Source organism: Streptomyces sp. NPDC039423 (genome assembly GCF_055598725.1).
Map to the genome: position 1 here is coordinate 12,603 of NZ_JBVKAH010000001.1, position 23,671 is coordinate 36,273.

General features: G+C 71.5%; 21 protein-coding genes. 9 read left to right on the top strand and 12 right to left on the bottom strand.

Going from position 1 to position 23,671, the window contains the following annotated elements; genetic code table 11:
* Nucleotides 1-273 precede the first annotated feature (273 nt).
* Together hpf and ACZ7LK_RS00065 are read left to right on the top strand one after the other, a co-directional pair.
* Nucleotides 274-960, top strand: a complete 687-nt coding sequence (gene hpf / locus ACZ7LK_RS00060; RefSeq protein WP_392277791.1) for a ribosome hibernation-promoting factor, HPF/YfiA family — start codon at nucleotides 274-276, stop codon at nucleotides 958-960.
* A gap of 192 nt (nucleotides 961-1,152) precedes the next feature.
* Nucleotides 1,153-1,920: a response regulator gene (locus ACZ7LK_RS00065; RefSeq protein ID WP_392277790.1), complete on the top strand. Its 768-nt coding sequence runs from the start codon at nucleotides 1,153-1,155 to the stop codon at nucleotides 1,918-1,920.
* On the opposite strand, the gene ACZ7LK_RS00070 is transcribed toward ACZ7LK_RS00065, so the two are convergent.
* On the bottom strand, nucleotides 1,913-3,085 hold the full coding sequence (locus ACZ7LK_RS00070; RefSeq protein ID WP_471138583.1) for a winged helix-turn-helix domain-containing protein: 1,173 nt from the start codon (nucleotides 3,083-3,085) through the stop codon (nucleotides 1,913-1,915). The two genes, ACZ7LK_RS00065 and ACZ7LK_RS00070, sit on opposite strands and share 8 nt — an antisense overlap.
* A gap of 69 nt (nucleotides 3,086-3,154) precedes the next feature.
* On the bottom strand, nucleotides 3,155-3,736 hold the full coding sequence (locus ACZ7LK_RS00075) for a GNAT family N-acetyltransferase (protein ID WP_469465055.1): 582 nt from the start codon (nucleotides 3,734-3,736) through the stop codon (nucleotides 3,155-3,157).
* A 253-nt stretch (nucleotides 3,737-3,989) separates the two neighbouring features.
* Between ACZ7LK_RS00075 and secA the strand changes: the two genes are divergently transcribed.
* A complete protein-coding gene (secA, locus tag ACZ7LK_RS00080) occupies nucleotides 3,990-6,812 on the top strand; it encodes a preprotein translocase subunit SecA (RefSeq protein WP_392277788.1) in 2,823 nt (940 codons plus the stop codon).
* Between the two features lie 87 nt (nucleotides 6,813-6,899).
* Here secA and ACZ7LK_RS00085 read toward each other — a convergent pair whose 3' ends face one another.
* Entirely contained in the window at nucleotides 6,900-7,460 is a 561-nt protein-coding gene (locus ACZ7LK_RS00085) for an Rv3235 family protein (RefSeq protein ID WP_471137668.1), read from the bottom strand.
* 277 nt (nucleotides 7,461-7,737) lie between these two features.
* Here ACZ7LK_RS00085 and ACZ7LK_RS00090 point away from each other — a divergent pair, with 277 nt between their 5' ends.
* Both ACZ7LK_RS00090 and ACZ7LK_RS00095 read left to right on the top strand, forming a co-directional pair.
* Nucleotides 7,738-8,244: a DUF6912 family protein gene (locus ACZ7LK_RS00090; RefSeq protein WP_392274388.1), complete on the top strand. Its 507-nt coding sequence runs from the start codon at nucleotides 7,738-7,740 to the stop codon at nucleotides 8,242-8,244.
* Between the two features lie 58 nt (nucleotides 8,245-8,302).
* On the top strand, nucleotides 8,303-8,965 hold the full coding sequence (locus tag ACZ7LK_RS00095) for an HAD family hydrolase (RefSeq protein ID WP_392274389.1): 663 nt from the start codon (nucleotides 8,303-8,305) through the stop codon (nucleotides 8,963-8,965).
* A gap of 114 nt (nucleotides 8,966-9,079) precedes the next feature.
* Here the strand turns inward: ACZ7LK_RS00095 and ACZ7LK_RS00100 are convergent, their stop codons facing one another.
* Entirely contained in the window at nucleotides 9,080-9,646 is a 567-nt protein-coding gene (locus ACZ7LK_RS00100; protein ID WP_392274390.1) for a DJ-1/PfpI family protein, read from the bottom strand.
* A gap of 381 nt (nucleotides 9,647-10,027) precedes the next feature.
* On the opposite strand from ACZ7LK_RS00100, the gene ACZ7LK_RS00105 reads away from it, so the two are divergent.
* A complete protein-coding gene (locus ACZ7LK_RS00105; protein ID WP_392274391.1) occupies nucleotides 10,028-14,974 on the top strand; it encodes an NAD-glutamate dehydrogenase in 4,947 nt (1,648 codons plus the stop codon).
* Nucleotides 14,975-15,028: 54 nt separating this feature from the next.
* On the opposite strand, the gene ACZ7LK_RS00110 is transcribed toward ACZ7LK_RS00105, so the two are convergent.
* From ACZ7LK_RS00110 to ACZ7LK_RS00120, 3 genes are read right to left on the bottom strand one after another with little or no spacing between them, the layout of a single operon-like run.
* Nucleotides 15,029-16,252 carry a glycosyltransferase 87 family protein gene (locus ACZ7LK_RS00110; protein WP_471137670.1) on the bottom strand — a complete coding sequence of 408 codons (1,224 nt, stop codon included), beginning with the start codon at nucleotides 16,250-16,252 and terminating at the stop codon, nucleotides 15,029-15,031.
* 26 nt (nucleotides 16,253-16,278) lie between these two features.
* Nucleotides 16,279-17,070 carry an ABC transporter ATP-binding protein gene (locus tag ACZ7LK_RS00115; RefSeq protein ID WP_469464990.1) on the bottom strand — a complete coding sequence of 264 codons (792 nt, stop codon included), beginning with the start codon at nucleotides 17,068-17,070 and terminating at the stop codon, nucleotides 16,279-16,281.
* Nucleotides 17,063-17,974, bottom strand: coding sequence for an ABC transporter permease (locus tag ACZ7LK_RS00120; RefSeq protein ID WP_392274394.1), 912 nt, complete (start codon nucleotides 17,972-17,974; stop codon nucleotides 17,063-17,065). The genes ACZ7LK_RS00115 and ACZ7LK_RS00120 overlap by 8 nt, the downstream gene beginning before the upstream one ends.
* A gap of 137 nt (nucleotides 17,975-18,111) precedes the next feature.
* Here ACZ7LK_RS00120 and ACZ7LK_RS00125 point away from each other — a divergent pair, with 137 nt between their 5' ends.
* Entirely contained in the window at nucleotides 18,112-18,711 is a 600-nt protein-coding gene (locus tag ACZ7LK_RS00125) for a TetR/AcrR family transcriptional regulator (RefSeq protein ID WP_392274395.1), read from the top strand.
* A 175-nt stretch (nucleotides 18,712-18,886) separates the two neighbouring features.
* Nucleotides 18,887-19,498: a dTDP-4-dehydrorhamnose 3,5-epimerase family protein gene (locus tag ACZ7LK_RS00130; RefSeq protein ID WP_471138585.1), complete on the top strand. Its 612-nt coding sequence runs from the start codon at nucleotides 18,887-18,889 to the stop codon at nucleotides 19,496-19,498.
* A gap of 79 nt (nucleotides 19,499-19,577) precedes the next feature.
* Here ACZ7LK_RS00130 and ACZ7LK_RS00135 read toward each other — a convergent pair whose 3' ends face one another.
* A complete protein-coding gene (locus ACZ7LK_RS00135) occupies nucleotides 19,578-19,748 on the bottom strand; it encodes a hypothetical protein (protein ID WP_064072138.1) in 171 nt (56 codons plus the stop codon).
* Between the two features lie 144 nt (nucleotides 19,749-19,892).
* Between ACZ7LK_RS00135 and ACZ7LK_RS00140 the strand changes: the two genes are divergently transcribed.
* Nucleotides 19,893-20,066 (top strand): CsbD family protein, encoded by a 174-nt coding sequence (locus ACZ7LK_RS00140; RefSeq protein WP_392274396.1) that lies wholly within the window; start codon nucleotides 19,893-19,895, stop codon nucleotides 20,064-20,066.
* A gap of 111 nt (nucleotides 20,067-20,177) precedes the next feature.
* On the opposite strand, the gene ACZ7LK_RS00145 is transcribed toward ACZ7LK_RS00140, so the two are convergent.
* The 4 genes from ACZ7LK_RS00145 to ACZ7LK_RS00160 all read right to left on the bottom strand — a co-directional run bounded on the left by ACZ7LK_RS00145 (nucleotide 20,178) and on the right by ACZ7LK_RS00160 (nucleotide 23,596).
* Nucleotides 20,178-20,594: an ATP-binding protein gene (locus ACZ7LK_RS00145; protein ID WP_392274397.1), complete on the bottom strand. Its 417-nt coding sequence runs from the start codon at nucleotides 20,592-20,594 to the stop codon at nucleotides 20,178-20,180.
* 103 nt (nucleotides 20,595-20,697) lie between these two features.
* Nucleotides 20,698-21,543, bottom strand: coding sequence for a dTDP-4-dehydrorhamnose reductase (rfbD, locus tag ACZ7LK_RS00150; RefSeq protein ID WP_392274398.1), 846 nt, complete (start codon nucleotides 21,541-21,543; stop codon nucleotides 20,698-20,700).
* Nucleotides 21,540-22,529, bottom strand: a complete 990-nt coding sequence (rfbB, locus tag ACZ7LK_RS00155) for a dTDP-glucose 4,6-dehydratase (protein ID WP_392274399.1) — start codon at nucleotides 22,527-22,529, stop codon at nucleotides 21,540-21,542. Before rfbB ends, rfbD begins: the two co-directional genes overlap by 4 nt.
* Nucleotides 22,526-23,596 carry a glucose-1-phosphate thymidylyltransferase gene (locus ACZ7LK_RS00160; protein ID WP_392274400.1) on the bottom strand — a complete coding sequence of 357 codons (1,071 nt, stop codon included), beginning with the start codon at nucleotides 23,594-23,596 and terminating at the stop codon, nucleotides 22,526-22,528. Before ACZ7LK_RS00160 ends, rfbB begins: the two co-directional genes overlap by 4 nt.
* Nucleotides 23,597-23,671 lie beyond the last annotated feature (75 nt).

A 23,671-nucleotide genomic window follows, 5' to 3' on the forward strand; every position in this document is an offset into this window, starting at 1 on the left:
GTGCGGGCAGCGGGTGCCGACATCCGTCCGAGCGAGCTATGTTCGGGTGTGAGGAATGGCGAAAGCCGCGCTTCACCGAATGCACTGCCGTGCTTCCGGCCAGATTCCGGGTAACGGTCAGGACATCGAGGTGGTGGGGTGGGGATCTTGCCGACGGGGGAGGAGGAGGTCGAGTCGCCAAGTCCGAGGCTCCGGTACATGCCGGGGTCTGGTGCAAAAGGGAGATGCTCGCCGGCCGGTGGGTCGGCAGGCGATCCGGGAACGGAGTTCTGCGTGGACATCGTCGTCAAAGGCCGCAAAACCGAGGTGCCCGAGCGGTTCCGCAAGCACGTGGCCGAGAAGCTGAAGCTGGAGAAGATCCAGAAGCTCGACGCCAAGGTGATCAGCCTCGACGTCGAGGTGTCCAAGGAACACAACCCGCGGCAGGCCGACCGGTCCGACCGCGTGGAGATCACCCTCCACTCCCGGGGACCGGTGATCCGGGCGGAGGCGGCGGCAGGCGACCCCTACGCAGCCCTTGACCTGGCGACGGGCAAGCTCGAAGCACGGCTGCGCAAGCAGCACGACAAGCGGCACACCCGCCGCGGCAACGGCCGGCTGTCGGCCGCCGAGGTCGCCGACGCCGTTCCGGGCGTCGCCCACCTGAACGGAAACGGCTCCGTGGCGGTGGAGGAGCGCGACTCGGTGCCCACCACACGGATGGGCCCGCTGGAGGTGAAGGGCGAAGGACCTCTGGTAGTCCGCGAGAAGACCCACACGGCCGCCCCCATGTCGCTCGACCAGGCTCTCTACGAGATGGAACTCGTCGGGCACGACTTCTATTTGTTCGTGGACTCCGAGACCAAGCAGCCCAGTGTCGTCTACCGCCGGCACGCCTACGACTACGGCGTCATCCACCTGGAGAGCGACCCGCTGGCCGGCTCCGAGGCAGGCGGCGCGGGTGGCGCGCTCGGTGGCTGACCGAAGCTGAAGCACCCCGGTGGTGCCCCTGGAAGCGCCGTGTGCGCCCCCAGGGGCACCACCGTGCGACCGCAGGATCACCGTCTCGCCGTCCGGGCATGAAATCATGGCGAGGCACGCCAATCGCACCTCTCGGGGCCGGGGTTGGCGTACCGCACGTGAACGTCAGGCAGGCCTGCAGGGGGAGGAACGATGGCGGACAGCTTCGGCCCGGTGCACCACCCGGGCGGCTCCGACGCCCCGGTGGGCGGCGCGGGCTTCGGAAGCGGTACCGGCACCGACGACGGCACGTCCCGCAAGGAACCCATCCGGGTCCTGGTCGTGGACGACCACGCGCTCTTCCGCAGGGGCCTGGAGATCGTCCTCGCCCAGGAGGAGGACATCCAGGTGGTGGGCGAGGCGGGCGACGGCGCGGAAGCCGTCGACAAAGCGGCCGACCTGCTGCCCGACATCATCCTGATGGACGTCCGGATGCCCAAGCGCGGCGGCATCGAGGCCTGCACCTCCATCAAGGAGGTGGCCCCCAGCGCCAAGATCATCATGCTGACGATCAGCGACGAGGAGGCCGACCTCTACGACGCGATCAAGGCGGGCGCGACCGGCTACCTCCTCAAGGAGATCTCCACCGACGAGGTCGCCACGGCTATCCGGGCGGTCGCCGACGGACAGTCGCAGATCAGCCCGTCCATGGCGTCCAAGCTGCTCACCGAGTTCAAGTCGATGATCCAGCGCACCGACGAGCGCAGGCTCGTCCCGGCGCCCCGGCTGACCGACCGCGAGCTGGAGGTCCTCAAGCTCGTGGCCACCGGCATGAACAACCGGGACATCGCCAAGGAGCTGTTCATCTCCGAGAACACCGTGAAGAACCACGTCCGCAACATCCTGGAGAAGCTCCAGCTGCACTCCAGGATGGAAGCGGTGGTCTACGCGATGCGGGAGAAGATCCTCGAGATCAGGTGAGGCGGGCCAGCGCGGACATCAGCTCCGGGGCGAGCTCCGGCCGGTCCACCCGCTCGACCCGCACGGCGTCGCAGCCCACCCACTCCGCGGCCTCCCGCAGTGCCTCGGCCATGGGGGCGACGGCCTTCGGGGAGGACAGTGACACCTGCTTGGCCACCAGGGTCGTCCCCTCACGCGCCGGATCGACCCGGCCCACCAGCTTCCCGCCGGCGAGCAGCGGCATCGCGAAGTAGCCGTGTATCCGCTTCTGCTTGGGGACGTACGCCTCCAGGCGGTGGGTGAAGCCGAAGATCCGCTCCGTCCGCGCCCGCTCCCAGATCAGGGAGTCGAACGGTGACAGCAGGGTCGTACGGTGCCGGCCGCGCGGCACGCTCGCCAGCGCCTCCGGGTCCGCCCAGGCCGGCTTGTCCCAGCCCGCCACCCGCACCGGCACCAGCCCCGAGTCGGCGAGAACCGCGTCGAACTGCTCGCCCTTGAGCCGGTAATAGTCGGCGATGTCCGCGCGGGTGCCCACGCCCAGCGCCTGACCGGCCAGCCGCACCAGCCGGCGCAGGCACTCGGCGTCGTCCAGCTCGTCGTGCAGCAGCTCGCCGGGCACGGCACGCTCGGCGAGGTCGTACACCCGCTTCCAGCCGCGCCGCTCGGTGCACACCACCTCCCCGTACATCAGCGCCCGCTCGACGGCGACCTTGGAGGCGGACCAGTCCCACCACTCGCCGCCGTTCTTGGCGCCGCCCAGCTCCGTGGCCGTCAGCGGTCCCTCGTCGCGCAGCTGCTTGATCACCGTCTCGTAGGCGCCGTCCGGCAGGTCGTGGTGCCACTGCGGGCGCTCGCGGTAGGCGCGGCGGCGGAAGGCGAAGTGCGGCCACTCCTCGATCGGCAGGATGCACGCCGCGTGCGACCAGTACTCGAAGGCGTGCGTGCCGGTCCAGTACGCGCTGTCGACGGTGGTGCGGCCGACGGCGCCCAGCCGTGCGTACGGCACCAGTTCGTGGGAGCGGGCCAGCACCGAGATGGTGTCCAGCTGGACGGCGCCCAGCCGGCGCAGGACGCCGCGCACCCCCGCGCGGCGGTCCGGCGCGCCCAGGAAGCCCTGGGCGCGCAGCGCGATACGACGGGCCTCGTCGGCGGAGAGCTCGGCGGTGGGAGGCGGCAGGGGCGTCATGGTCCGCGCGGTCGTCATGCTGGGCACGATAGACGGGGGCACTGACAGCGGGCGGGGGCGGCGGGGACCTCAGACCGGGTTGCGCCGGGCCGGCAGGTAGGGCTGCCGGGATGCCAGCCCGAGGTCGGAGGGGAGCAGGGCGCCGATCCAGCAGTCGCGGACCGTCCCCCGGTGCTCCATGCCCGCGCGCAGGGTGCCCTCCATGGTGAAACCGGCCTTCTCGGCGACCGCGCGGGAGGCCGGGTTGCCGACCTGGGCGCGCCACTCCAGGCGGGAGCAGCCGAGGCCGGTGAAGGCCCAGCGGGCCAGGGCCAGCACCGCCTCGGTCGCGTACCCGTGGCCCCGGTGCTCGCGGACCGTGTAGAAGCCGATCTCCCAGCAGCCCGAGCGCGGGTGGTGGAGGCCGGCGGAGACCAGCAGCGGGCCGCCGTCGCGGGGGCGGGCGGCGAAGGTGTACTCCGTGTCGCCGCCCCAGCCCTCCGGGACGTGGCGGCCGACGAAGTCCTCCGCGTGCTGCCGCTCGTAGGGGACCGGGACGGAGATCCAGCGCTGGACCGCCGGGTCCTGGCAGGCGGCGAGCACCTCGTCGGCGTCGGCAGGCGTGAAGGCGGCCAGGGACAGGCGCTCGGTGGTGAGGGTGACGGGCTCCATGACGGGATTCTGGTGCGCGGCCAAGGGAGGGGGCGAACACTTTTCGGGTTCAGCGGCACCTTCGGCAGGTCCCGCGCGTTGTCCTTGGGGGCGGCATGTCGGCATGGCGGTCGGCCCAGGTGAGCGCGGACCTCCCGGCGCGGTGGCGTCCTCGCTTACGATGGCCGTTGCGGTGGGGCCCACCTGCCGTGCCCGTGCCAGTGTCCATGACAAGACCTAGTGCCAGGCCCGACCGGCAAGGAGACCAGCCTCAGTGTCCGTCTTCAACAAGCTCATGCGTGCAGGCGAAGGCAAGATCCTGCGCAAACTGCACCGCATCGCGGACCAGGTCAACTCCATCGAAGAGGACTTCGTCAACCTCTCCGACGCCGAGTTGCGGGCGCTCACCGAGGAGTACAAGCAGCGGTACGCCGACGGTGAGAGCCTCGACGACCTGATGCCCGAAGCCTTCGCCACGGTCCGCGAGGCCGCCAAGCGCGTGCTCGGCCAGCGCCACTACGACGTGCAGCTCATGGGCGGCGCCGCGCTGCACCTCGGTTACGTGGCCGAGATGAAGACCGGTGAGGGCAAGACCCTCGTCGGCACGCTGCCCGCGTACCTGAACGCGCTGTCCGGCAAGGGCGTGCACCTGATCACGGTCAACGACTACCTGGCCGAGCGCGACTCCGAGATGATGGGCCGGGTCCACAAGTTCCTGGGCCTGACGGTCGGCTGCATCCTCGCCAACATGTCGCCCGCGCAGCGCCGCGAGATGTACAGCTGCGACATCACGTACGGCACGAACAACGAGTTCGGCTTCGACTACCTGCGCGACAACATGGCGTGGTCCCAGGACGAGCTGGTCCAGCGCGGCCACAACTTCGCCTGTGTCGACGAGGTCGACTCCATCCTGGTCGACGAGGCCCGTACGCCGCTGATCATCTCCGGCCCGGCCGACCAGGCCACCAAGTGGTACGGCGACTTCGCCAAGCTCGTCACCCGCCTCAAGAAGGGCGAGCCCGGGAACCCGCTCAAGGGCATCGAGGAGACCGGCGACTACGAGGTCGACGAGAAGAAGCGCACCGTCGCCATCCACGAGGCCGGTGTCGCCAAGGTCGAGGACTGGCTGGGCATCGACAACCTCTACGAGTCGGTGAACACCCCGCTCGTCGGTTACCTGAACAACGCCATCAAGGCGAAGGAACTGTTCAAGAAGGACAAGGACTACGTCGTCATCGACGGCGAAGTCATGATCGTCGACGAGCACACCGGCCGTATCCTCGCGGGCCGCCGCTACAACGAGGGCATGCACCAGGCGATCGAGGCGAAGGAAGGGGTGGACATCAAGGACGAGAACCAGACCCTCGCCACGATCACGCTCCAGAACTTCTTCCGCCTCTACGACAAGCTGTCCGGTATGACCGGTACGGCCATGACCGAGGCCGCCGAGTTCCACCAGATCTACAAGCTGGGCGTCGTCCCGATCCCGACGAACCGGCCGATGGTCCGCAAGGACCAGTCGGACCTGATCTACCGCACCGAGGTGGCGAAGTTCGCCGCGGTCGTCGACGACATCGAGGAGAAGCACAAGAAGGGCCAGCCGATCCTCGTCGGCACGACGTCGGTCGAGAAGTCCGAGTACCTCTCGCAGCAGCTCTCCAAGCGCGGCATCCAGCACGAGGTGCTCAACGCCAAGCAGCACGACCGTGAGGCGTCGATCGTCGCCCAGGCCGGCCGCAAGGGCGCCGTCACCGTCGCCACCAACATGGCCGGCCGCGGTACCGACATCAAGCTCGGCGGCAACCCGGACGACCTCGCCGAGGCGGAGCTGCGCCAGCGCGGCCTGGACCCGGTGGAGCACCAGGAGGAGTGGGTGGCCGCGCTGCCCGCCGCCCTGGAGAAGGCCGAACTCGCCGTCAAGGCGGAGTCGGAGGAGGTCAAGGAGCTCGGCGGGCTGTACGTGCTGGGCACCGAGCGGCACGAGTCGCGGCGCATCGACAACCAGCTTCGCGGTCGTTCCGGCCGTCAGGGCGACCCGGGCGAGTCCCGCTTCTACCTGTCGCTGGGCGACGACCTGATGCGGCTGTTCAAGGCGCAGATGGTCGAGCGCGTGATGTCGATGGCGAACGTCCCCGACGACGTGCCGATCGAGAACAAGATGGTCACGCGCGCGATCGCGTCCGCGCAGTCGCAGGTCGAGCAGCAGAACTTCGAGACCCGTAAGAACGTCCTGAAGTACGACGAGGTGCTCAACCGGCAGCGCGAGGTCATCTACGGCGAGCGCCGCCGCGTCCTGGAGGGCGAGGACCTGCACGAGCAGATCCGCCACTTCATGGACGACACCATCGACGCCTACATCGAGGCTGAGACGGTCGAGGGCTTCGCGGAGGAGTGGGACCTGGAGCGGCTGTGGGGCGCCTTCAAGCAGCTCTATCCGTGCAAGGTCACCATCGAGGAGCTGGAGGAGGCGGCGGGCGACCGCGCGGGCATCACCGCCGAGTTCATCGCGGAGTCCGTCAAGGAGGACATCCACGAGCAGTACGACGCGCGGGAGAAGCAGCTCGGCTCCGAGATCATGCGTGAGCTGGAGCGGCGGGTCGTGCTGTCCGTGCTGGACCGCAAGTGGCGCGAGCACCTCTACGAGATGGACTACCTCCAGGAGGGCATCGGCCTCCGCGCGATGGCGCAGAAGGACCCGCTGGTCGAGTACCAGCGCGAGGGCTTCGACATGTTCACCGCGATGATGGAGGGCATCAAGGAGGAGTCCGTCGGCTACCTGTTCAACCTGGAGGTCCAGGTCGAGCAGCAGGTCGAGGAGGTCCCGGTGCAGGACGCGGCCGCGCGGCCGTCGCTGGCCAAGGAGGACGCCGTTCCGGCGCAGGCGGGCGCCGGGCGCCCCGAGATCCGGGCCAAGGGCCTGGACGCGCCGCAGCGGCCGGACCGGCTGCACTTCTCCGCGCCGACCGTGGACGGCGAGGGCGGCGTCATCGAGGGCGACTTCGAGAACGGTGACGGCTCGGCCCGGTCCGAGGCGGACGGGATGACCCGCGCGGAGCGGCGCAAGGCGCAGAAGGGCGGCCGCCGCCGCAAGAAGTAGCCCTCCCGCCGGAGGGACACGGCTTCCGGGGCCGGGCGCGCGACACGAGACGGTGTCGCGCGCCCGGCCCCGTCGTCGTCCGTGGCGTCAGCGGTGCTCGCCGCCGAGCTCGACGGCGGCGCAGCGCCATTTGCGGTCGTCGCCCCGCTCCAGGCGGAACGCCATCGCCCGGACCTGCTCGCCCGCCGCGATGCTGGCGAACGCCTCGACGACGCCCGGGCGCAGCGGGAAGCCCCCGCAGCGGCGGACGACGGGGCGGGCGCCGCGGGCCCGCAGCGGGGTGGCGGGCGCGAGCCGGACGAGCTGGTCGTAGGCCTGGCCGACGGTCTGGCCCAGCATCCAGTGGACGGGGCGTTCACCGCTGAGGACGGCGAGCAGCCGCTCGGCGAAGAGCACATGGGGCGGGAGCGGCCGGCGGGCGGGCGCCGGAACCGTGGTCGTGCGGGGTGGGGCGGTCCGGGGTGGGGCGGTGCGGGTCGGGGCGGACCTGTCCGTGGCGGTACGGGTCGCGGGGGACCGGTCCGCGGTGGTGCGGCGGGTGGTGGGGCCCGTCGCCGGGCGGGGTGCGGCGGGCCGGGTCGTGCCGGGGCCGCGCCGGTCCCGGCGGCGGGCCGGGCCGGACGTCGTCCTGGTTGCGGTGCTGCTCATGCTGATCGCCCCCGTTCCATGGCCCGGGTGATTACCGGGCGGTAACTTGCGTTGGTGATCTTCTACGGGGGCGGGCGGGCCGCCCGCAACGGCCGCCGCGGGGGGCGCCGAAGTTCCGGGCGGATCACCTATCCGGGTGAGGGGACGCCCGTGCGGGCGGGGCGGCACCGGGTGACGCGAGGTGTGCGGTGGACCGGGCGGGCCGGTGGGCGCCGGGCCCGAAGGGGTACCGCGCACGTATCCTGAGGGCGTCTGTCGACTACGAAAGCGGCCTGCCATGCGCGTCTACGTCCCCCTGACCCTCCCCGGTCTCGCACAGGCGCACTCGGCGGGAGAACTGGGCCCCGGACCCCTCACCGCGTACGCCGTGACGCCCGGGCTGCGCGAGTGGTACGTCTCGGACGACATCGAGGAGCTGGAGTACGCGGCGCTGAGCCGGGCGGCCGCCGCGTCGCTGCGGCTGCTGGCCGCCGATCCGGGCGCGGCCCGGCGCAGGGTCGTCGTGGCCGTCGACGTACCGGACGGAGCGGCGGTCGCCGATCCGGATGGGGCGCTGGACCCCTCGTCGGTCGGCGAGGTGCGGATCGAGCGGGCGGTGCCGCTGGCCAAGGCGGCCGCGGTACACGCGGACGGTGACGAGGCCGCGGACGACGTGACGGCGGCGGCCGACGCGCTGGGCGCGGCGGACCACGGGGACGACGACGCGCAGTTCGTCGTGGACGGGGCCGAGGACCACGAACTGCTGTGGTTCGGGGTGCAGGAGATCCCCGGGCTGATCGGCTGAGCACCGGCTTCCCGCTGGTGGGGGCCCGTTGTCGGAGCGTGCCGGTACCTTTTTGGACATGGGCAAGCGCGGCACGCACCTGGTGTGGGACTGGAACGGCACACTCCTCGATGACATCGACGCGGTCATCGGGGCGACGAACGCGGCGTTCGAGGAGATAGGCCTGGAGCCCATCACCCTCGCGCGGTACCGCGAGCTCTACTGCGTCCCCGTCCCGCTGTTCTACGAGCGGTTGATGGGGCGGATGCCCAGCGAGGCGGAGTGGCTCGTGATGGACGAGGCGTTCCACCGGCACTACTGGGTGCGGGCCGAGGTGTGCGGGCTGGCGGACGGGGCGGCCGAGCTGCTGTCCGCGCGCCAGGCGGCGGGGTCCACCCAGTCACTGCTGTCGCTGGCCCCGCACGAGCTGCTGGTGCCCATCGTGCGACGGCACGGCATAGAGGAGCGGTTCGTCCGGGTGGACGGGCGGACGGACCGGTCGACGGCCGGCAAGGCGGAGCACATGGTGCGGCACCTGAGGGCGCTGGAGGGCGTGCCGCCGGAGCGGATCGTGGTGATCGGGGACGCGGCGGACGACGCGGTGGCGGCGGCCCACGTGGGCGCGCGGGCGGTGCTGTACACCGGCGGCTCGCACAGCCGGGCCAGCCTGGAGGTGGTCGGCGTGCCGGTGGTGGACACGCTGGCGGAGGCGGTGGCGGTCGCGGAGGAGCTGGCGGCGTGACCCCGGCCGGACCGGGCGCCCGCCCGCGCCGGCCGTGAAGCGGGGCGGGCGGAGAGCGCGCCGGCCGTGCGAGCGCGCCGGCCGTGCGAGCGGGCGCCGGACCGGGCGGGCCTGTCAGGTGGCCGGTGACTTGGCCCTGAGGACCTCCAGGAAGGCGCGCATCCAGGTGGGATGGTCGGGCCAGGCGCGGGAGGAGACCAGCGTGCCGTCGACGACCGCCTCCGCGTCCTGGAAGGTGGCGCCCGCGGCCTGCATGTCCAGCTCCAGCGCCGGGTAGGCGGTGACGCGGCGGCCGTCCAGGGCGCCGACCGCGGCCGTCAGCAGCGGGCCGTGGCAGATCTGGGCGACCGGCTTGTCGGCGTCGAAGAAGGACTTGAGGATCTTGCGCAGTTCGGGGTCGTTGCGGAGGTACTCCGGCGCCCGGCCGCCCGGGATCACCACGGCCGCGTACCGGCTGGGCTCGACCTCCGAGAAGGCCAGGTCGGCCGGCCAGGTGTAGCCCGGCTTCTCGGTGTAGGTGTCGTACCCCGGCTCGAAGTCGTGGACGACGAAGCGCAGAAGTTTCCGGGCGGGCGCGGCGATGTGGACCTCGTACCCCTCCTCCCGCAGCCGCTGGTACGGGTAGAGGACCTCCAGGGACTCCGCCGCGTCGCCGGTGACGATCAGGATCTTCACGGTCATCACTGCCTGCCTCTGCTGGGAGGTGGTGCGAGGGGTATGGCACCAGGACATGTGTCGCTGTCCAGAGTGTCAAACTTCATGGCCGGGTTTTGTACACATACGGCTCATGACGGGCCGGGGGTCAGGAGCGATAGCCTGGACCCGTGATCAGCGCGATACGCCATGGGGGCAGCGGAGCCCCCGGCCAGCGCCCGGAGTGCCACCGTGCCCGGGCGATCGCTGACCCGTTCCATCCGGCCCGGTCGCCAAAATTGGCCAATAACGGCCCGGACATCTCTCATCGCGGCATAACGTCGCCTCAGACCGGATACCCCGCGTCGTGGCGTTGTGTCACTTCTTTCACCTACGTCACGCAACGGCGCGCGACAGGAGCCAGAGGACATGCAGACCAAGCTGGACGAAGCCAAGGCCGAGCTGCTCGAACGGGCCGCCCGGGTAGCTGAGCACAGCCCGGTCGGGGGGCAACTCCAGACTGGGTCCGAGAACGGGGACCGTCCGGACGAGGACGTCGTTCTCGGATACCTCCAGCGCTACTACCTGCACACCGCTCCCGAGGACCTCACGGACCGCGACCCGGTCGATGTCTTCGGCGCGGCCCTTTCCCACTACCGGCTGGCCGAGAACCGTCCCCAGGGCACCGCCAGCGTCCGTGTGCACACCCCCACGGTCGAGGAGAACGGCTGGATGTGCAGCCACTCCGTCGTCGAGGTCGTGACGGACGACATGCCGTTCCTGGTCGACTCCGTCACCAACGAGCTGTCCCGGCAGGGACGCGGCATCCACGTGGTGATCCACCCCCAGGTCGTCGTCCGCCGTGACATCGCCGGCAAGCTGATCGAGGTGCTGCCCGACGGCGGCACCCGCACCGATCTGCACGACACCCTCACCGAGTCCTGGATCCACGTCGAGATCGACCGCGAGACCGACCGCGCCGACCTCAAGCAGATCACCGCCGACCTGATGCGCGTCCTGTCCGACGTCCGCGAGACCGTCGAGGACTGGGAGAAGATGCGCGACGCCGCGCTGCGCATCGCCGAGGACCTCCCCCGCGAGCCGATCGCCGACGACCTCCGCGACTCCGAGGTGGAGGAGGCCCGCGAGCTGCTGCGCTGGCTCGCCGAGGACCACTTCACCTTCCTCGGCTACCGCGAGTACGAGCTGACCGGCGACGACGCGCTGGCCGCCGTGCCCGGCACCGGCCTCGGCATCCTCCGCTCCGACCCCCAGCACAGCGACGACGAGGCGCACCCCGTCTCGCCCTCCTTCAACCGGCTGCCGCGCGACGCCCGCGCCAAGGCCCGCGAGCACAAGCTGCTCATCCTCACCAAGGCCAACAGCCGCTCCACCGTGCACCGCCCGTCCTACCTCGACTACGTCGGGGTCAAGAAGTTCGACAAGGACGGCAACGTCGTCGGTGAGCGGCGCTTCCTCGGCCTGTTCTCCTCGGCCGCCTACACCGAGTCCGTCCGCCGCGTGCCGGTGATCCGCCGCAAGGTGGCCGAGGTCCTGGAGACGGCCGGCTTCTCGCCCCACAGCCACGACGGCCGCGACCTGCTCCAGATCCTGGAGACCTACCCGCGCGACGAGCTGTTCCAGACGCCGGTCGACCAGCTCGAGTCGATCGCCACGAGCGTGCTGTACCTCCAGGAGCGGCGCAAGCTGCGGCTCTACCTCCGCCAGGACGAGTACGGGCGCTACTACTCCGCCCTGGTCTACCTGCCGCGGGACCGGTTCAACACCACCGTCCGGCTGCGGATCATCGACATCCTGAAGGAGGAGCTCGGCGGTACCAGCGTCGACTTCACCGCCTGGAACACCGAGTCGATCCTCTCCCGGCTCCACTTCGTCGTCCGTGTCCCGCAGGGCACCGAGCTGACCCCGCTCACCGACGCCGACAGCGAGCGCATCGAGGCCCGGCTGGTCGAGGCCGCCCGCTCCTGGGAGGACGGCTTCGGCGAGGCGCTCAACGCCGAGATGGGCGAGGAGCGCGCCGCCGAGCTGCTGCGCAGGTACGGCAACTCCTTCCCCGAGGGGTACAAGGCCGACCACACCCCGCGTTCCGCCGTCGCCGACCTCGCCCACCTGGAGCAGCTCGTCCGGGGCGAGAAGGACTTCGCCCTCTCCCTGTACGAGCCGGTCGGCTCGGGTCCGGGCGAGCGCCGCTTCAAGATCTACAAGACCGGGGCCCAGATCTCCCTGTCCGCCGTCCTGCCGGTGCTCAACCGGCTGGGCGTCGAGGTCGTCGACGAACGCCCGTACGAGCTGCGCTGCGCGGACCGCACCCAGGCGTGGATCTACGACTTCGGGCTGCGCATGCCGCACGGTGCCGGCGGCGACTACCTCGCCGACGACGCGCGCGAGCGGTTCCAGGAGGCGTTCGCCGCCACCTGGACCGGCCGCGCCGAGAACGACGGGTTCAACGCGCTGGTGCTGAGCGCGGGCCTGGGCTGGCGACAGGCGATGGTGCTGCGCGCGTACGCCAAGTACATGCGGCAGGCCGGCTCGACGTTCAGCCAGGACTACATGGAGGACACCCTCCGCCACAACGTCCACACCACCCGTCTGCTGGTCTCCCTCTTCGAGGCGCGGATGTCGCCGGAGCGCCAGCGCGCCGGCACCGAGCTGACCGACGGGCTGCTGGAGGAGCTGGACGGGGCGCTGGACCAGGTCGCCTCGCTCGACGAGGACCGCATCCTCCGGTCGTTCCTCACCGTCATCAAGGCGACGCTGCGCACCAACTTCTTCCAGAAGAAGGACGACGGCACGCCGCACGACTACGTGTCGATGAAGTTCGATCCGCAGGCCATCCCCGACCTGCCGGCGCCGCGCCCCGCCTTCGAGATCTGGGTGTACTCGCCGCGCGTCGAGGGCGTCCACCTCCGCTTCGGCAAGGTCGCGCGAGGAGGCCTGCGCTGGTCGGACCGGCGCGAGGACTTCCGTACCGAGATCCTCGGCCTGGTCAAGGCGCAGATGGTGAAGAACACCGTCATCGTGCCGGTCGGCGCCAAGGGCGGCTTCGTCGCCAAGCAGCTCCCGGACCCGGCCGTCGACCGTGACGCCTGGCTGGCGGAGGGCATCGCCAGCTACCGGACCTTCATCTCGGCGCTGCTGGACATCACCGACAACCTGGTGGCGGGCGAGGTCGTCCCGCCGGCCGACGTGGTCCGGCACGACGAGGACGACACGTACCTGGTGGTCGCCGCCGACAAGGGCACGGCGACCTTCTCCGACATCGCCAACGAGGTCGCCGTCGCCTACGGCTTCTGGCTGGGCGACGCCTTCGCCTCCGGCGGCTCGGCCGGCTACGACCACAAGGGCATGGGCATCACGGCCCGCGGCGCCTGGGAGTCGGTCGAGCGGCACTTCCGGGAGCTGGGCCACAACACGCAGACCGAGGACTTCACGGTCGTCGGCGTCGGCGACATGTCGGGCGACGTGTTCGGCAACGGCATGCTGCTGAGCGAGCACATCCGGCTGGTCGCGGCCTTCGACCACCGGCACATCTTCATCGACCCCACCCCCGAGGCGGCCGTCTCGTACGCCGAGCGGCGCCGGCTGTTCGAGCTGCCCCGCAGCTCCTGGGCCGACTACGACAAGGAGCTGCTGTCCGCGGGCGGCGGCATCCACCCCCGTACGGCCAAGTCGATCCCGGTCAACGCGCACATGCGCACGGCCCTCGGCATCGAGGGGACGGTCACCAAGCTGACCCCCGCCGAGCTGATGCAGGCGATCCTCAAGGCGCCGGTCGACCTGCTGTGGAACGGCGGCATCGGTACGTACGTCAAGGCCACCACCGAGTCGCACGCCGACGTCGGCGACAAGGCCAACGACGCCATCCGCGTCAACGGCGAGGACCTGCGGGTCAAGGTCGTCGGCGAGGGCGGCAACCTGGGCCTGACCCAGCTCGGCCGGATCGAGTTCGCCCGCCGGGGCGGCCCCGGGGGCGAGGGCGGCAAGGTCAACACCGACGCCATCGACAACAGCGCGGGCGTGGACACCTCCGACCACGAGGTGAACATCAAGATCCTGCTCAACGGCCTGGTAGCCGACGGCGACATGACCGTCAAGCAGCGCAACAAGATCCTCGCCGAGATGACCGACGAGGTCGGCACGCTGGTGCTGCGCAACAACTACGCGCAGAACGTGGCCCTCGCCAACGCGGTCAAGCAGTCCCCGTCGCTCCTCCACGCCCACCAGCGGTTCATGCGCCGGCTGGGCCGTGAGGGCCGGCTGGACCGGGCGCTGGAGTTCCTGCCCAACGACCGCCAGATCCGCGAGCTGCTCAACGCGGGCAAGGGACTCAGCCAGCCCGAGCTGGCCGTGCTCCTCGCGTACACCAAGATCACGGTGGCGGACGAGCTGATCCACACGGACCTGCCGGACGACCCGTACCTGCGCGAGCTGCTGCACGCCTACTTCCCGACGAAGCTGCGCGACGAGTTCGCCGAGCAGATCGACGCCCACGCGCTGCGCCGCGAGATCATCACCACGGTGCTGGTCAACGACACCGTCAACACCGGTGGCTCGACCTTCCTGCACCGGCTGCGGGAGGAGACGGGCGCGTCGATCGAGGAGATCGTCCGGGCGCAGACCGCCGCCCGCGCGATCTTCGGCCTCGGTGAGGTGTGGGACGCCGTCGAGGCGCTGGACAACAAGGTCGCCGCCGACGTCCAGACCCGCATCCGGCTGCACTCGCGGCGCCTGGTCGAGCGCGGCACGCGCTGGCTGCTGGGCAACCGGCCGCAACCGGTCAAGCTCGCCGAGACCGTCGAGTTCTTCGCCGAGCGCGTGGAGCAGGTGTGGGCGAAGCTGCCGCAGATGCTGCGCGGCGCCGACCTGGAGTGGTACGAGTCGATCGTCGAGGAGCTCACCTCGGCGGGCGTGCCCGACGAGCTGGCGCTGCGGGTGGCGGGCTTCTCGTCCGCGTTCCCGACGCTCGACATCGTGGCGATCGCGGACCGGACGGGCAAGGACCCGATGGCCGTCGCCGAGGTCTACTACGACCTGGCGGACCGGCTGTCCATCACCCAGCTGATGGACCGGATCATCGAGCTCCCGCGGGCCGACCGCTGGCAGTCGATGGCCCGTGCCTCCATCCGCGAGGACCTGTACGCCGCGCACGCCGCGCTCACCGCCGACGTGCTGTCGGCCGGGAACGGCACCTCCACGCCGGAGGAGCGGTTCACGGCCTGGGAGCGGAGGAACGCCGCCATCCTGGGCCGGGCGCGCACCACGCTGGAGGAGATCCAGGGCTCGGACGCGTTCGACCTGGCCAACCTGTCGGTCGCGATGCGGACCATGCGGACGCTGCTGCGCACCCATAGCTGACGGGCCACGACGAGGGGCGCCCCGCCGGTCACCGGCGGGGCGCCCCCGTGCGTGTCACAGGCCCTTGAGGGAGGGCGGCCCCGGCACCGTCTCCGTCCACAGCCGCCGGCACGACAGCAGCGCGGCGGCCACCAGCACCCCGTTGCGCAGCGCCACCACCGCGCACCCGGCCGGGGAGACGGCGATGACCTCGTCGTACAGGAGGGGGTAGGCGAGCGCGCTGAGCGCCGCCGCGGGCAGCATCAGCAGCGCCACCATCCGCTGGCTGGTGTCCCGGCAGGTCAGGCAGACCGCGCCGAGACCCAGCAGCCACACCATGTACTGCGGGCTGATCACCCGGCTGGTCACGGTGAACAGCAGCACCGCGGTGAACGCGGCGTCCACCGGGGTCGCCACGGTCCACTGCCACGACCGCACCCGCCACAGCAGCAGCCAGCAGAAGGCGAGCGCGGTGAGCACCAGCGCGAAGTGCGCCGCGCTGGAGGCGTACGGCCCGGCCAGCTCGAAGGCCCCGTACCGGTAGCGGACCCGGCCGGGCCACCACCCCGCCAGTGTCGCCAGCGACAGGGCGGTGCCGCCGACGGACTCGATCTGCACGCCCCGCCCGCCCTGCTGGCGGGCGAAGTCCAGGGTGTGCGTGAAGCCCAGCGCCAGGACCCCGAACAGCACGCCCGCGGCCACCAGTGCCGAGACCCAGGCCCGGCGGGTGAGGTGCCCGCGGGGCGTGCCGAGCAGGGTGAGCAGGGGCCACACCTTGACCATGGCGCCGAGCCCGGCCAGCGCCCCGCCCAGCCGGGCGTGACCGCCCCGCAGGGCCAGCAGGCCGAGCACCGCGACGGCGGTGACCTGGACGTCGTACCGCGCCAGGGGCAGGTGCAGGAGCAGCGGCAGGCCGCCCACCCACAGCCAGGCCCCGCCGGCCCCCGCCCGCGCGAGCGCGAAGGCGACGACGGCGTCGGCGAGCAGTGTCAGGGCGACGAACGCCTGGTAGTACGTCAGCTCCGGGACGTGTCCCGGAGCCAGGAACACCAGCCCGGCGCCGGGCGGGTACTGCCAGGTGACGTCGTCGGGCGGGAACGTGCCCTGCGAGAGCTGCTGGTACCAGTGCCGGTACAGCAGGTAGACCTCGCGGCCGATCCCGCCGATGCCGAGGGTGTCGCGCCACAGCAGCACGAGCATCCCGGCGCGCGTGAAGGCCCACACGGCGGCCAGCGGCAGAGCCGGGGACCGGTCCGTGAAGATGGGCGTGCGGCGTGCGCTGATCCTGGAGATGGTCATCGCTGGGCACTTTAGCCCGCTATGACCTATTTCTTCCTCGTGTGTGCTTCATATGCGTCAACAACCTCCCCCGCCGGGCCGTCCATCAGCAGCCGTCCGGCCTCCAGCCACAGGGCACGGTCGCACGTCCGGCGGATGGCCGAGTTGCTGTGGCTGACCAGGAAGACCGTCCCGGCCTCCCGGCGCAGCTCGGCGATGCGCTCCTGGCTGCGGCGCTGGAAGGTCGCGTCGCCGGTGGCCAGCGCCTCGTCGATCAGCAGGACGTCGTGCGACTTGGCGGCCGCGATGGAGAACCGCAGCCGGGCGCCCATGCCGGAGGAGTACGTCCGCATCGGCAGCGAGATGAAGTCGCCCTTCTCGTTGATGCCGGAGAAATCGACGATCTCCTGGTACCGCTCCTGGACCTGCTCGCGGGACATCCCCATGGCGAGGCCGCCCAGGATGACGTTGCGCTCGCCCGTCAGATCACCCATCAGGGCGGCGTTCACCCCCAGGAGGGAGGGCTGGCCGCGGGTGTAGATCCGCCCCTCGCTGGTGGGCAGCAGTCCCGCGACGGCCTTCAGCAGGGTGGACTTGCCCGATCCGTTGGAGCCGATCAGCCCGATCGCCTCGCCCTTGTACGCGGCGAAGCTGACGCCCTTGACGGCATGGACCGTCCGGGTGCCGGGCGCCGCCGTGCGCGTACGGGACAGGAGCCGGCCGAGCGCGGCCGTCGCGCCGCCCCGGCCGGCCCCGCCGGCGCCCTGGACGGTGTAGGTGATGTGCACGCCGTCGGCGACGACGGTCGGAACCCGCTGCCCGGTGTGTGTGTCAGCCACGGCCGTACGTCTCCTCCGCCTGCCAGAACCAGATGAAGCCGCCCACGGCGGCGACCAGCGCCCAGCCGGCCGCCACGGCCCATACGTGCGGCGGGAGCTGGGCGGCGGTGAAGCTGTCGATGAGGGCGAAGCGCATCAGGTCGATGTAGACCGCCGCCGGGTTGCACTCCAAAGCCAGCAGCACCGCGTGCGGCAGGTGGTTGTTCGCCAGGACGTGGTCGACGCTCCACATCACGCCGGACACGTACATCCAGGTGCGCAGCAGGAACGGCATGAGCTGCGCGACGTCCGGCGTACGGGCGGCGAGCCGGGCCATCACCAGTGACACCCCCGTGTTGAACAGGGACTGGAGGAACAGGGCCGGAACGGCCAGCAGCCAGGACCGGCCGGGGGTGACCCCGACGCAGAACAGGATGAGCACCAGCGCGCACAGCGAGAAGACGAGCTGCTGGAGCTGTTGCAGCGCGAGCGAGACGGGCAGGCTCGCCCGCGGGAAGTGCAGGGCCCGGACGAGACCGATGTTGCCGCTGATCGCCCGCGTCCCGGCCATGATCGAACTGGAGGTGAAGGTCCAGATGAACACGCCCGTGACCAGGAACGGGACGAAGTCGGGCACGCCGGCCCGGGTGTTCATCAGCACCCCGAAGATGACGTAGTAGACCGCCGCGTTGAGCAGCGGGGTCATCACCTGCCACACCTGGCCCAGCCGGGCCTGGCTGTACTGCGCGGTGAGGCGGGCCGTGGCGAAGGCGGTGATGAAGTGGCGCCGCGACCAGAGCTGCCGGGTGTACTCGGGCAGGGAGGGGCGGGCCCCGCTGACGGTGAGCCCGTGCCGGAGGGCGAGCGCGCGGAGGTCCTCGGGGTGGTCGTCCACCGGTGGGGGTGCGAGTGTCTGGGTACTCACAAGGCGGTCTCCCTCGGCGAGTGGGGGGTGGTCGGCGACGGAACGGACCCGTTTCGTCGCTACGTCGAGGGTAGGGCGGTCCAACGTCGGAACGCAACCGTCCCGTCGTCTCGTGGGGGTGGCGCTATGATCCCCGCATGAGCACACCCCCGCCCCGCCGGCAGCCCGCAGGAGCCGCCGTGCTCCGGGAGGACGTCACCGAAGCCATCCGCGCCGCCGTGTTCGAGGAACTGGCCGCGGTCGGCTTCGCCCGTATGTCCATCGAGGGCATCGCCCGGCGGGCGGGCGTCGGCAAGACCGCCGTCTACCGGCGCTGGAAGTCCAAGCTGTCGCTCGTCCTCGACCTGCTGACCGCCTTCGCCGCCCAGGGCCTGCCGGCCCCCGCCACCGGCTCGCTGTACGGGGACGTCCGCGCCCTGCTGGAGGTCGGCGCCCACGCGCTGCGCCACCCGGTCGCCTCCCAGGTCATCCCGGACCTCCTCGTCGAGGCGGCCCGCCACCCCGAGATCGCCGACGCGGTCAAGGCGGCCCTGCTCGACGGCCAGCAGGGCGTGGCCGCCCTCGTCGTCCGGGACGCGGTCGCGCGCGGCGAGCTCCCGGCGGGCGCCGACCCCGCCCGCGCGCTCGACCTGATCATCGGCCCGCTCTACTGGCGCCTGGTGGTGGTCCGCACGCCGCTCCCGGAGGGGTACCTCGACGACCTGGCGGCGGCGGCGGTCGCCGCGCTCCGGGCGTGAGGGATGAGGGTCTGACGGCGTGACGGCCCCGGGGGCGGAGGGGCGCCGGCACCGGACGACGTCACCCGGTCGGACGCGGCTCCGGTGACGCCGGGCGCCCGTCGCGGTTGAGCCCACCGACACGAAAGGACGGTGGGTGAGCGTGCACGCACTGGGTATCGACGGCGCCTGGGTCATGGAGCCACGGGTCTTCCGGGACGAGCGTGGCAGCTTCCACGAGTGGTTCCGGGCGCCCGACCTCCAGGGGGCGGCGGGGTACGGGCTCGGGCTCGCCCAGGCGAACTGCTCCGTCTCCGCCCGGGGCACCCTGCGCGGCGTGCACTTCGCCGACGTACCGCCGGGCCAGGCCAAATACGTCACGTGCGTGCGCGGCGCCGTGCTCGACGTGGTCGTCGACCTCCGCACCGGCTCGCCCACCTACCGCGCCTGGGAGGCCGTACGCCTCGACGACCGCGAGCACCGGGCGGTCCACCTGGCCGAGGGGCTCGGCCACGCGTTCATGGCGCTGACCGACGACGCGACGGTCGTCTACCTCTGCTCGCGCGGCTACGCCCCCGAGCGGGAGCACGGCGTCCACCCCCTCGACCCGGACCTCGCCATCGCCTGGCCCGCCGGGCTCACCCCCCTGCTGTCGGCCAAGGACGCCGCGGCCCCCACGCTCGCCGAGGCCGAACGGACCGGTCTGCTCCCGTCCTACGAGGCCTGCCGGCGCTGGTACGAGGGTCTGCGCGCGCCCGGGGCGGACGACGCGGGGGCGCCGCCGCGCGTCCCGTCGACCCGCCGCTGAACGGCCGGGAGCCGGGTACCGCCTCGGGTGAGGCGGTACCCGGCTCCCGGGTGTGACGGGGTGTCAGTGGCCGTACGGCCTACCAGCGGTACCAGCGGCCACGTGCGCCGCCGTGACCGGCCGGACGGACCAGGAAGCCGACCAGCCAGACGACCAACACGATGGCCGCCACCCACCAGAGCACCTTGAGGGCGAAACCCGCGCCGAAAAGAATCAGGGCGAGAAGAAGAACAAGAAGAAGCGGGACCATGGTTATCAACCTCCGAAGCCGCTTGTGCCCGGCATAAAGAAGATCACACGATGAGAATCCGATTTTCTTCCCGGGTTTGCCCGGCGGTGTCCCGGCAATACGCCACACCAATCCCGTAGTCGACCGTGTGGGAGTGTGATTCCGATGGCAGCCGACGAGAAGGCACAGGCCAAGACGGAGCAGGCCAAGGGCAAGGTCAAGGAGACCCTCGGGCGTGCCCTCGGCAACGAGCGCATGGAAGCCGAAGGCCGCGCCGAGCAGTCCAAGGGTGATCTTCGGCAGGCGAAGGAGAACACGAAGGACGCCTTCCGCCGCTGAATCGCCGGACGTCCCGAGAACGCCGGACGTCCCGTTTTGCAAAGGTCCACGGCCCGCCCCCCTTTCCGGGAGGCGGGCCGTTTTCCTGTTCAGCGCAAGGTCACCGCACCGTCAACCGGCGGCGCCGCCCGGGATGAAACACGCGGTGATGGTCTTGCCGTCCTCCTGGGCGTGGGTGTGCCAGTGGTCCGACAGGGCGTCCACGAGCGCGAGTCCGCGCCCGCCGGGCGAGGTGGTGTCGGGCGTGCGGGGCGCCGGCACGCCCCTGCCGTCGTGGTCGTGGACGCTGACGTGCAGGCACCGGCTGTCCCAGGTCAGGACGAGCTGGGCGGAACTGTGCGCGTGGACGTGGGCGTTGGTGATCAGCTCCGACACCGTGAGCAGGACGTCGTCCACCGTCTCCGGGGCGTCCTCCGTCCACCCCAGGGACTCCATGTGCTCAAGTGCCCAGTGCCGCCCTGCCCGTACGCCACCCGACACGGGGAAGCACCGGGCCCAGCCCACGGCCCTCATCGACGAGTCGGACATCGTGTCTCCTTTACCGTCCGGCCTTCTGGTCAGGGAACCGCCCTGCCCGTGTACCCCCTGGACGAGGAGGACACCTGCGCCCGGATCCGGCGGCCGTACCGGCTCACCGGCCCGCGCGCAGTGCCGGGAAGGCTTCGGCGAGGGCGTCGCGCCAGGGGCGCGGCGCGGGCAGGCCGGCCTCGCGCCAGCGGTCGTGGCCCAGCACGCTGTACGCGGGGCGGGGCGCCGGGCGGGGATGGGCGGCGCTGGTGACCGGCCGGACGCGCGCGGGGTCCGCGCCGAGCAGGCGGAAGGTCTCCCGGGCCAGGTCGTACCAGGTGCCGTCCCCGCCGTTCGTGGCGTGGTAGATCCCCGGGGGCGCCCCCACCAGCCGGACCAGCCGGTGCGCCACGTCGGCGCTCCAGGTCGGCTGCCCGCGCTGGTCGTCCACCACGTCGACCCCGTCCCGGTGCGCCTCCGCCCGGATCATCGCCCGGACGAAGCCGCCCCCGCCCGCCCCGTACAGCCACGCCGTCCGCACCACGTACCCGCGCTCGGGCAGGACCTCCAGGACCGCCCGCTCACCGGCCAGCTTGGTGCGCCCGTACGCCGTGCGGGGGCCGGGCACGGCCGACTCGGCGTACGGCACGCGCGCCCGCCCGTCGAAGACGTAGTCCGTGGAGACGTGCACCAGGGCCGAGCCGACCGCCGCGCACGCCTCGGCGAGGTGCCGCACCGCCGTGCCGTTGACCGCCAGGGCGTCGGCCTCGCGCGTCTCGGCGTCGTCCACCGCCGTCCAGGCGGCGCAGTTCACGACGACGGAGGGGCGGAGGCCCCGGAGCGCGGCCAGGACCGCGTCCCGGTCGGTGACGTCCAGGTCCCGCCGGGTCAGACCGGTCGCGCCGTCCCCCAGGCACGCCAGCACGTCCCGGGCCAGCATCCCGCCGGCGCCCGTCACCACCCAGGTCACAGCGCCGCCCGGTCCAGCAGGGGCTGCCACCAGGAGCGGTTGTCCCGGTACCAGGCGACCGTCTCCGCGAGCCCGGTCGCGAAGTCCTTGCCGGGCCGGTAGCCCAGCTCGTCGCGGATCTTCGTCCAGTCCACCGAGTAGCGCCGGTCGTGACCCTTGCGGTCCTCGACGTGGTCCACCCGCGAATCGTCCGCCCCCAGGGCCTCCAGCAGCAGGTCGGTGAGCTCCCGGTTGGACAGCTCAGTGCCGCCGCCGATGTTGTACACCTCGCCCGCCCGGCCCCGGGTGCGCACCAGTTCCACCGCGCGCACGTGGTCGTCGACGTGCAGCCAGTCCCGCACCTGCGAGCCGTCCCCGTACAGCGGCACCCGGCCGCCGTCCAGCAGCCGGGTGATGAACAGGGGGACGACCTTCTCGGGGAACTGGTGGGGGCCGTAGTTGTTGGAGCAGCGTGTCACCCGCACGTCCAGGCCGTGGGTGCGGTGGTGGGACAGGGCGAGCAGGTCGGCGGACGCCTTGGTCGCGGCGTACGGGGAGTTGGGCCGCAGCGGCTCATCCTCGGTCCAGGATCCGGTGTCGACCGACCCGTACACCTCGTCCGTGGAGATGTGGACGACCGTGGCGATACGGTTCCGCACGGCCGCGTCCAGCAGGGTCTGGGTGCCGAGCACATTGGTCCGGACGAACGCGTCGGCGCCCGCGATCGAGCGGTCGACGTGCGACTCGGCGGCGAAGTGGACGATCTGGTCGTGTTCGGAGACCAGCTTGTCGACCAGGACCGGGTCGCAGACGTCGCCCTGGACGAAGGCGAAGCCGGGGTGCCGGCGCACCGCGTCCAGGTTCGCGGGGTTGCCGGCGTAGGTGAGCTTGTCGAGGACGGTGACCTCCGTGCCGGCGGGGCCCGAGGGCCCCAGCAGCGTACGGACGTAAGTCGAGCCGATGAAGCCGGCTCCGCCGGTCACCAGGACACGGGGGGCGCTGTTCATGCCGAGATCTGCACCTTGCTGTGATCGCCGAGCACCAGGCGGTGGGCGGCCGGGATGGGCGGGGCGGGAGTGATCTCGACGTTACGGCCGATCAGGGACGCCTCGACGCGCCCCACGCCGTGCAGGGACGAGCCGCTGAGCACGATGGAGTACTCGATCTCGCTGTCCGTGACCCGGCAGTCCTCCGCGATGGACGTGGACGGGCCGATGTAGGAGTTCTCCACGACCGTGCCCGCGCCGATGATGACCGGGCCGACGATCCGCGAGGCCCGCACGGTCGCGCCGCCGCCGATGCGGACGCGGCCGATGATCTCGGTGGCGGCGTCGACAGTGCCCTCGTTGAGCGGGGTGAGCAGCTCCAGGACGGACCGGTTGACCTCCAGCATGTCGGCCACGTTGCCGGTGTCCTTCCAGTAGCCGGAGACGATGGTCGAGGTGACGGTGCGCCGCTCGTCGATGAGCCACTGGATGGCGTCGGTGATCTCCAGCTCGCCGCGCGCGGACGGCTCGATGGAGCGCACCGCTTCGTGCACGGCGGGCGTGAAGAGGTAGACCCCGACGAGCGCCAGGTCGCTGCGGGGGTCCTGGGGCTTCTCCTCCAGCCGGGCCACCCGCCCGTCGACGTCGAGCTCGGCGACGCCGAAGGCGCGGGGGTCGGGGACCTTGGTGAGCAGGATCCGCGCGGCGGGGCGGGCGGCGCGGAACTCCTCGACCAGGTCGGTGATCCCGCCGACGACGAAGTTGTCCCCGAGGTACATGACGAAGTCGTCGTCCCCGAGGAATTCCCGGGCGATCAGCACCGCGTGCGCGAGGCCGAGCGGGGCGTGCTGGGGGATGTACGTGACGGCGAGGCCGAAGCGCGACCCGTCGCCGACGGCCGCCCGGATCTCGCCGGCGGTGTCGGGGGCGACGATGATGCCGACCTCGCGGATCCCGGCGGCGGCGATCGCCTCCAGCCCGTAGAAGAGCACCGGCTTGTTGGCCACGGGGACGAGCTGCTTGGCGGAGGTGTGCGTGATGGGGCGCAGCCGGGTGCCGGCGCCTCCGGAGAGTACGAGAGCTTTCACTTCACTGGCCTGCCTGTCTGCCTCGGGCTGACGGGGACAAGGTGCAGGTTGTGAACGAGAGTTGAGCGCCACGAA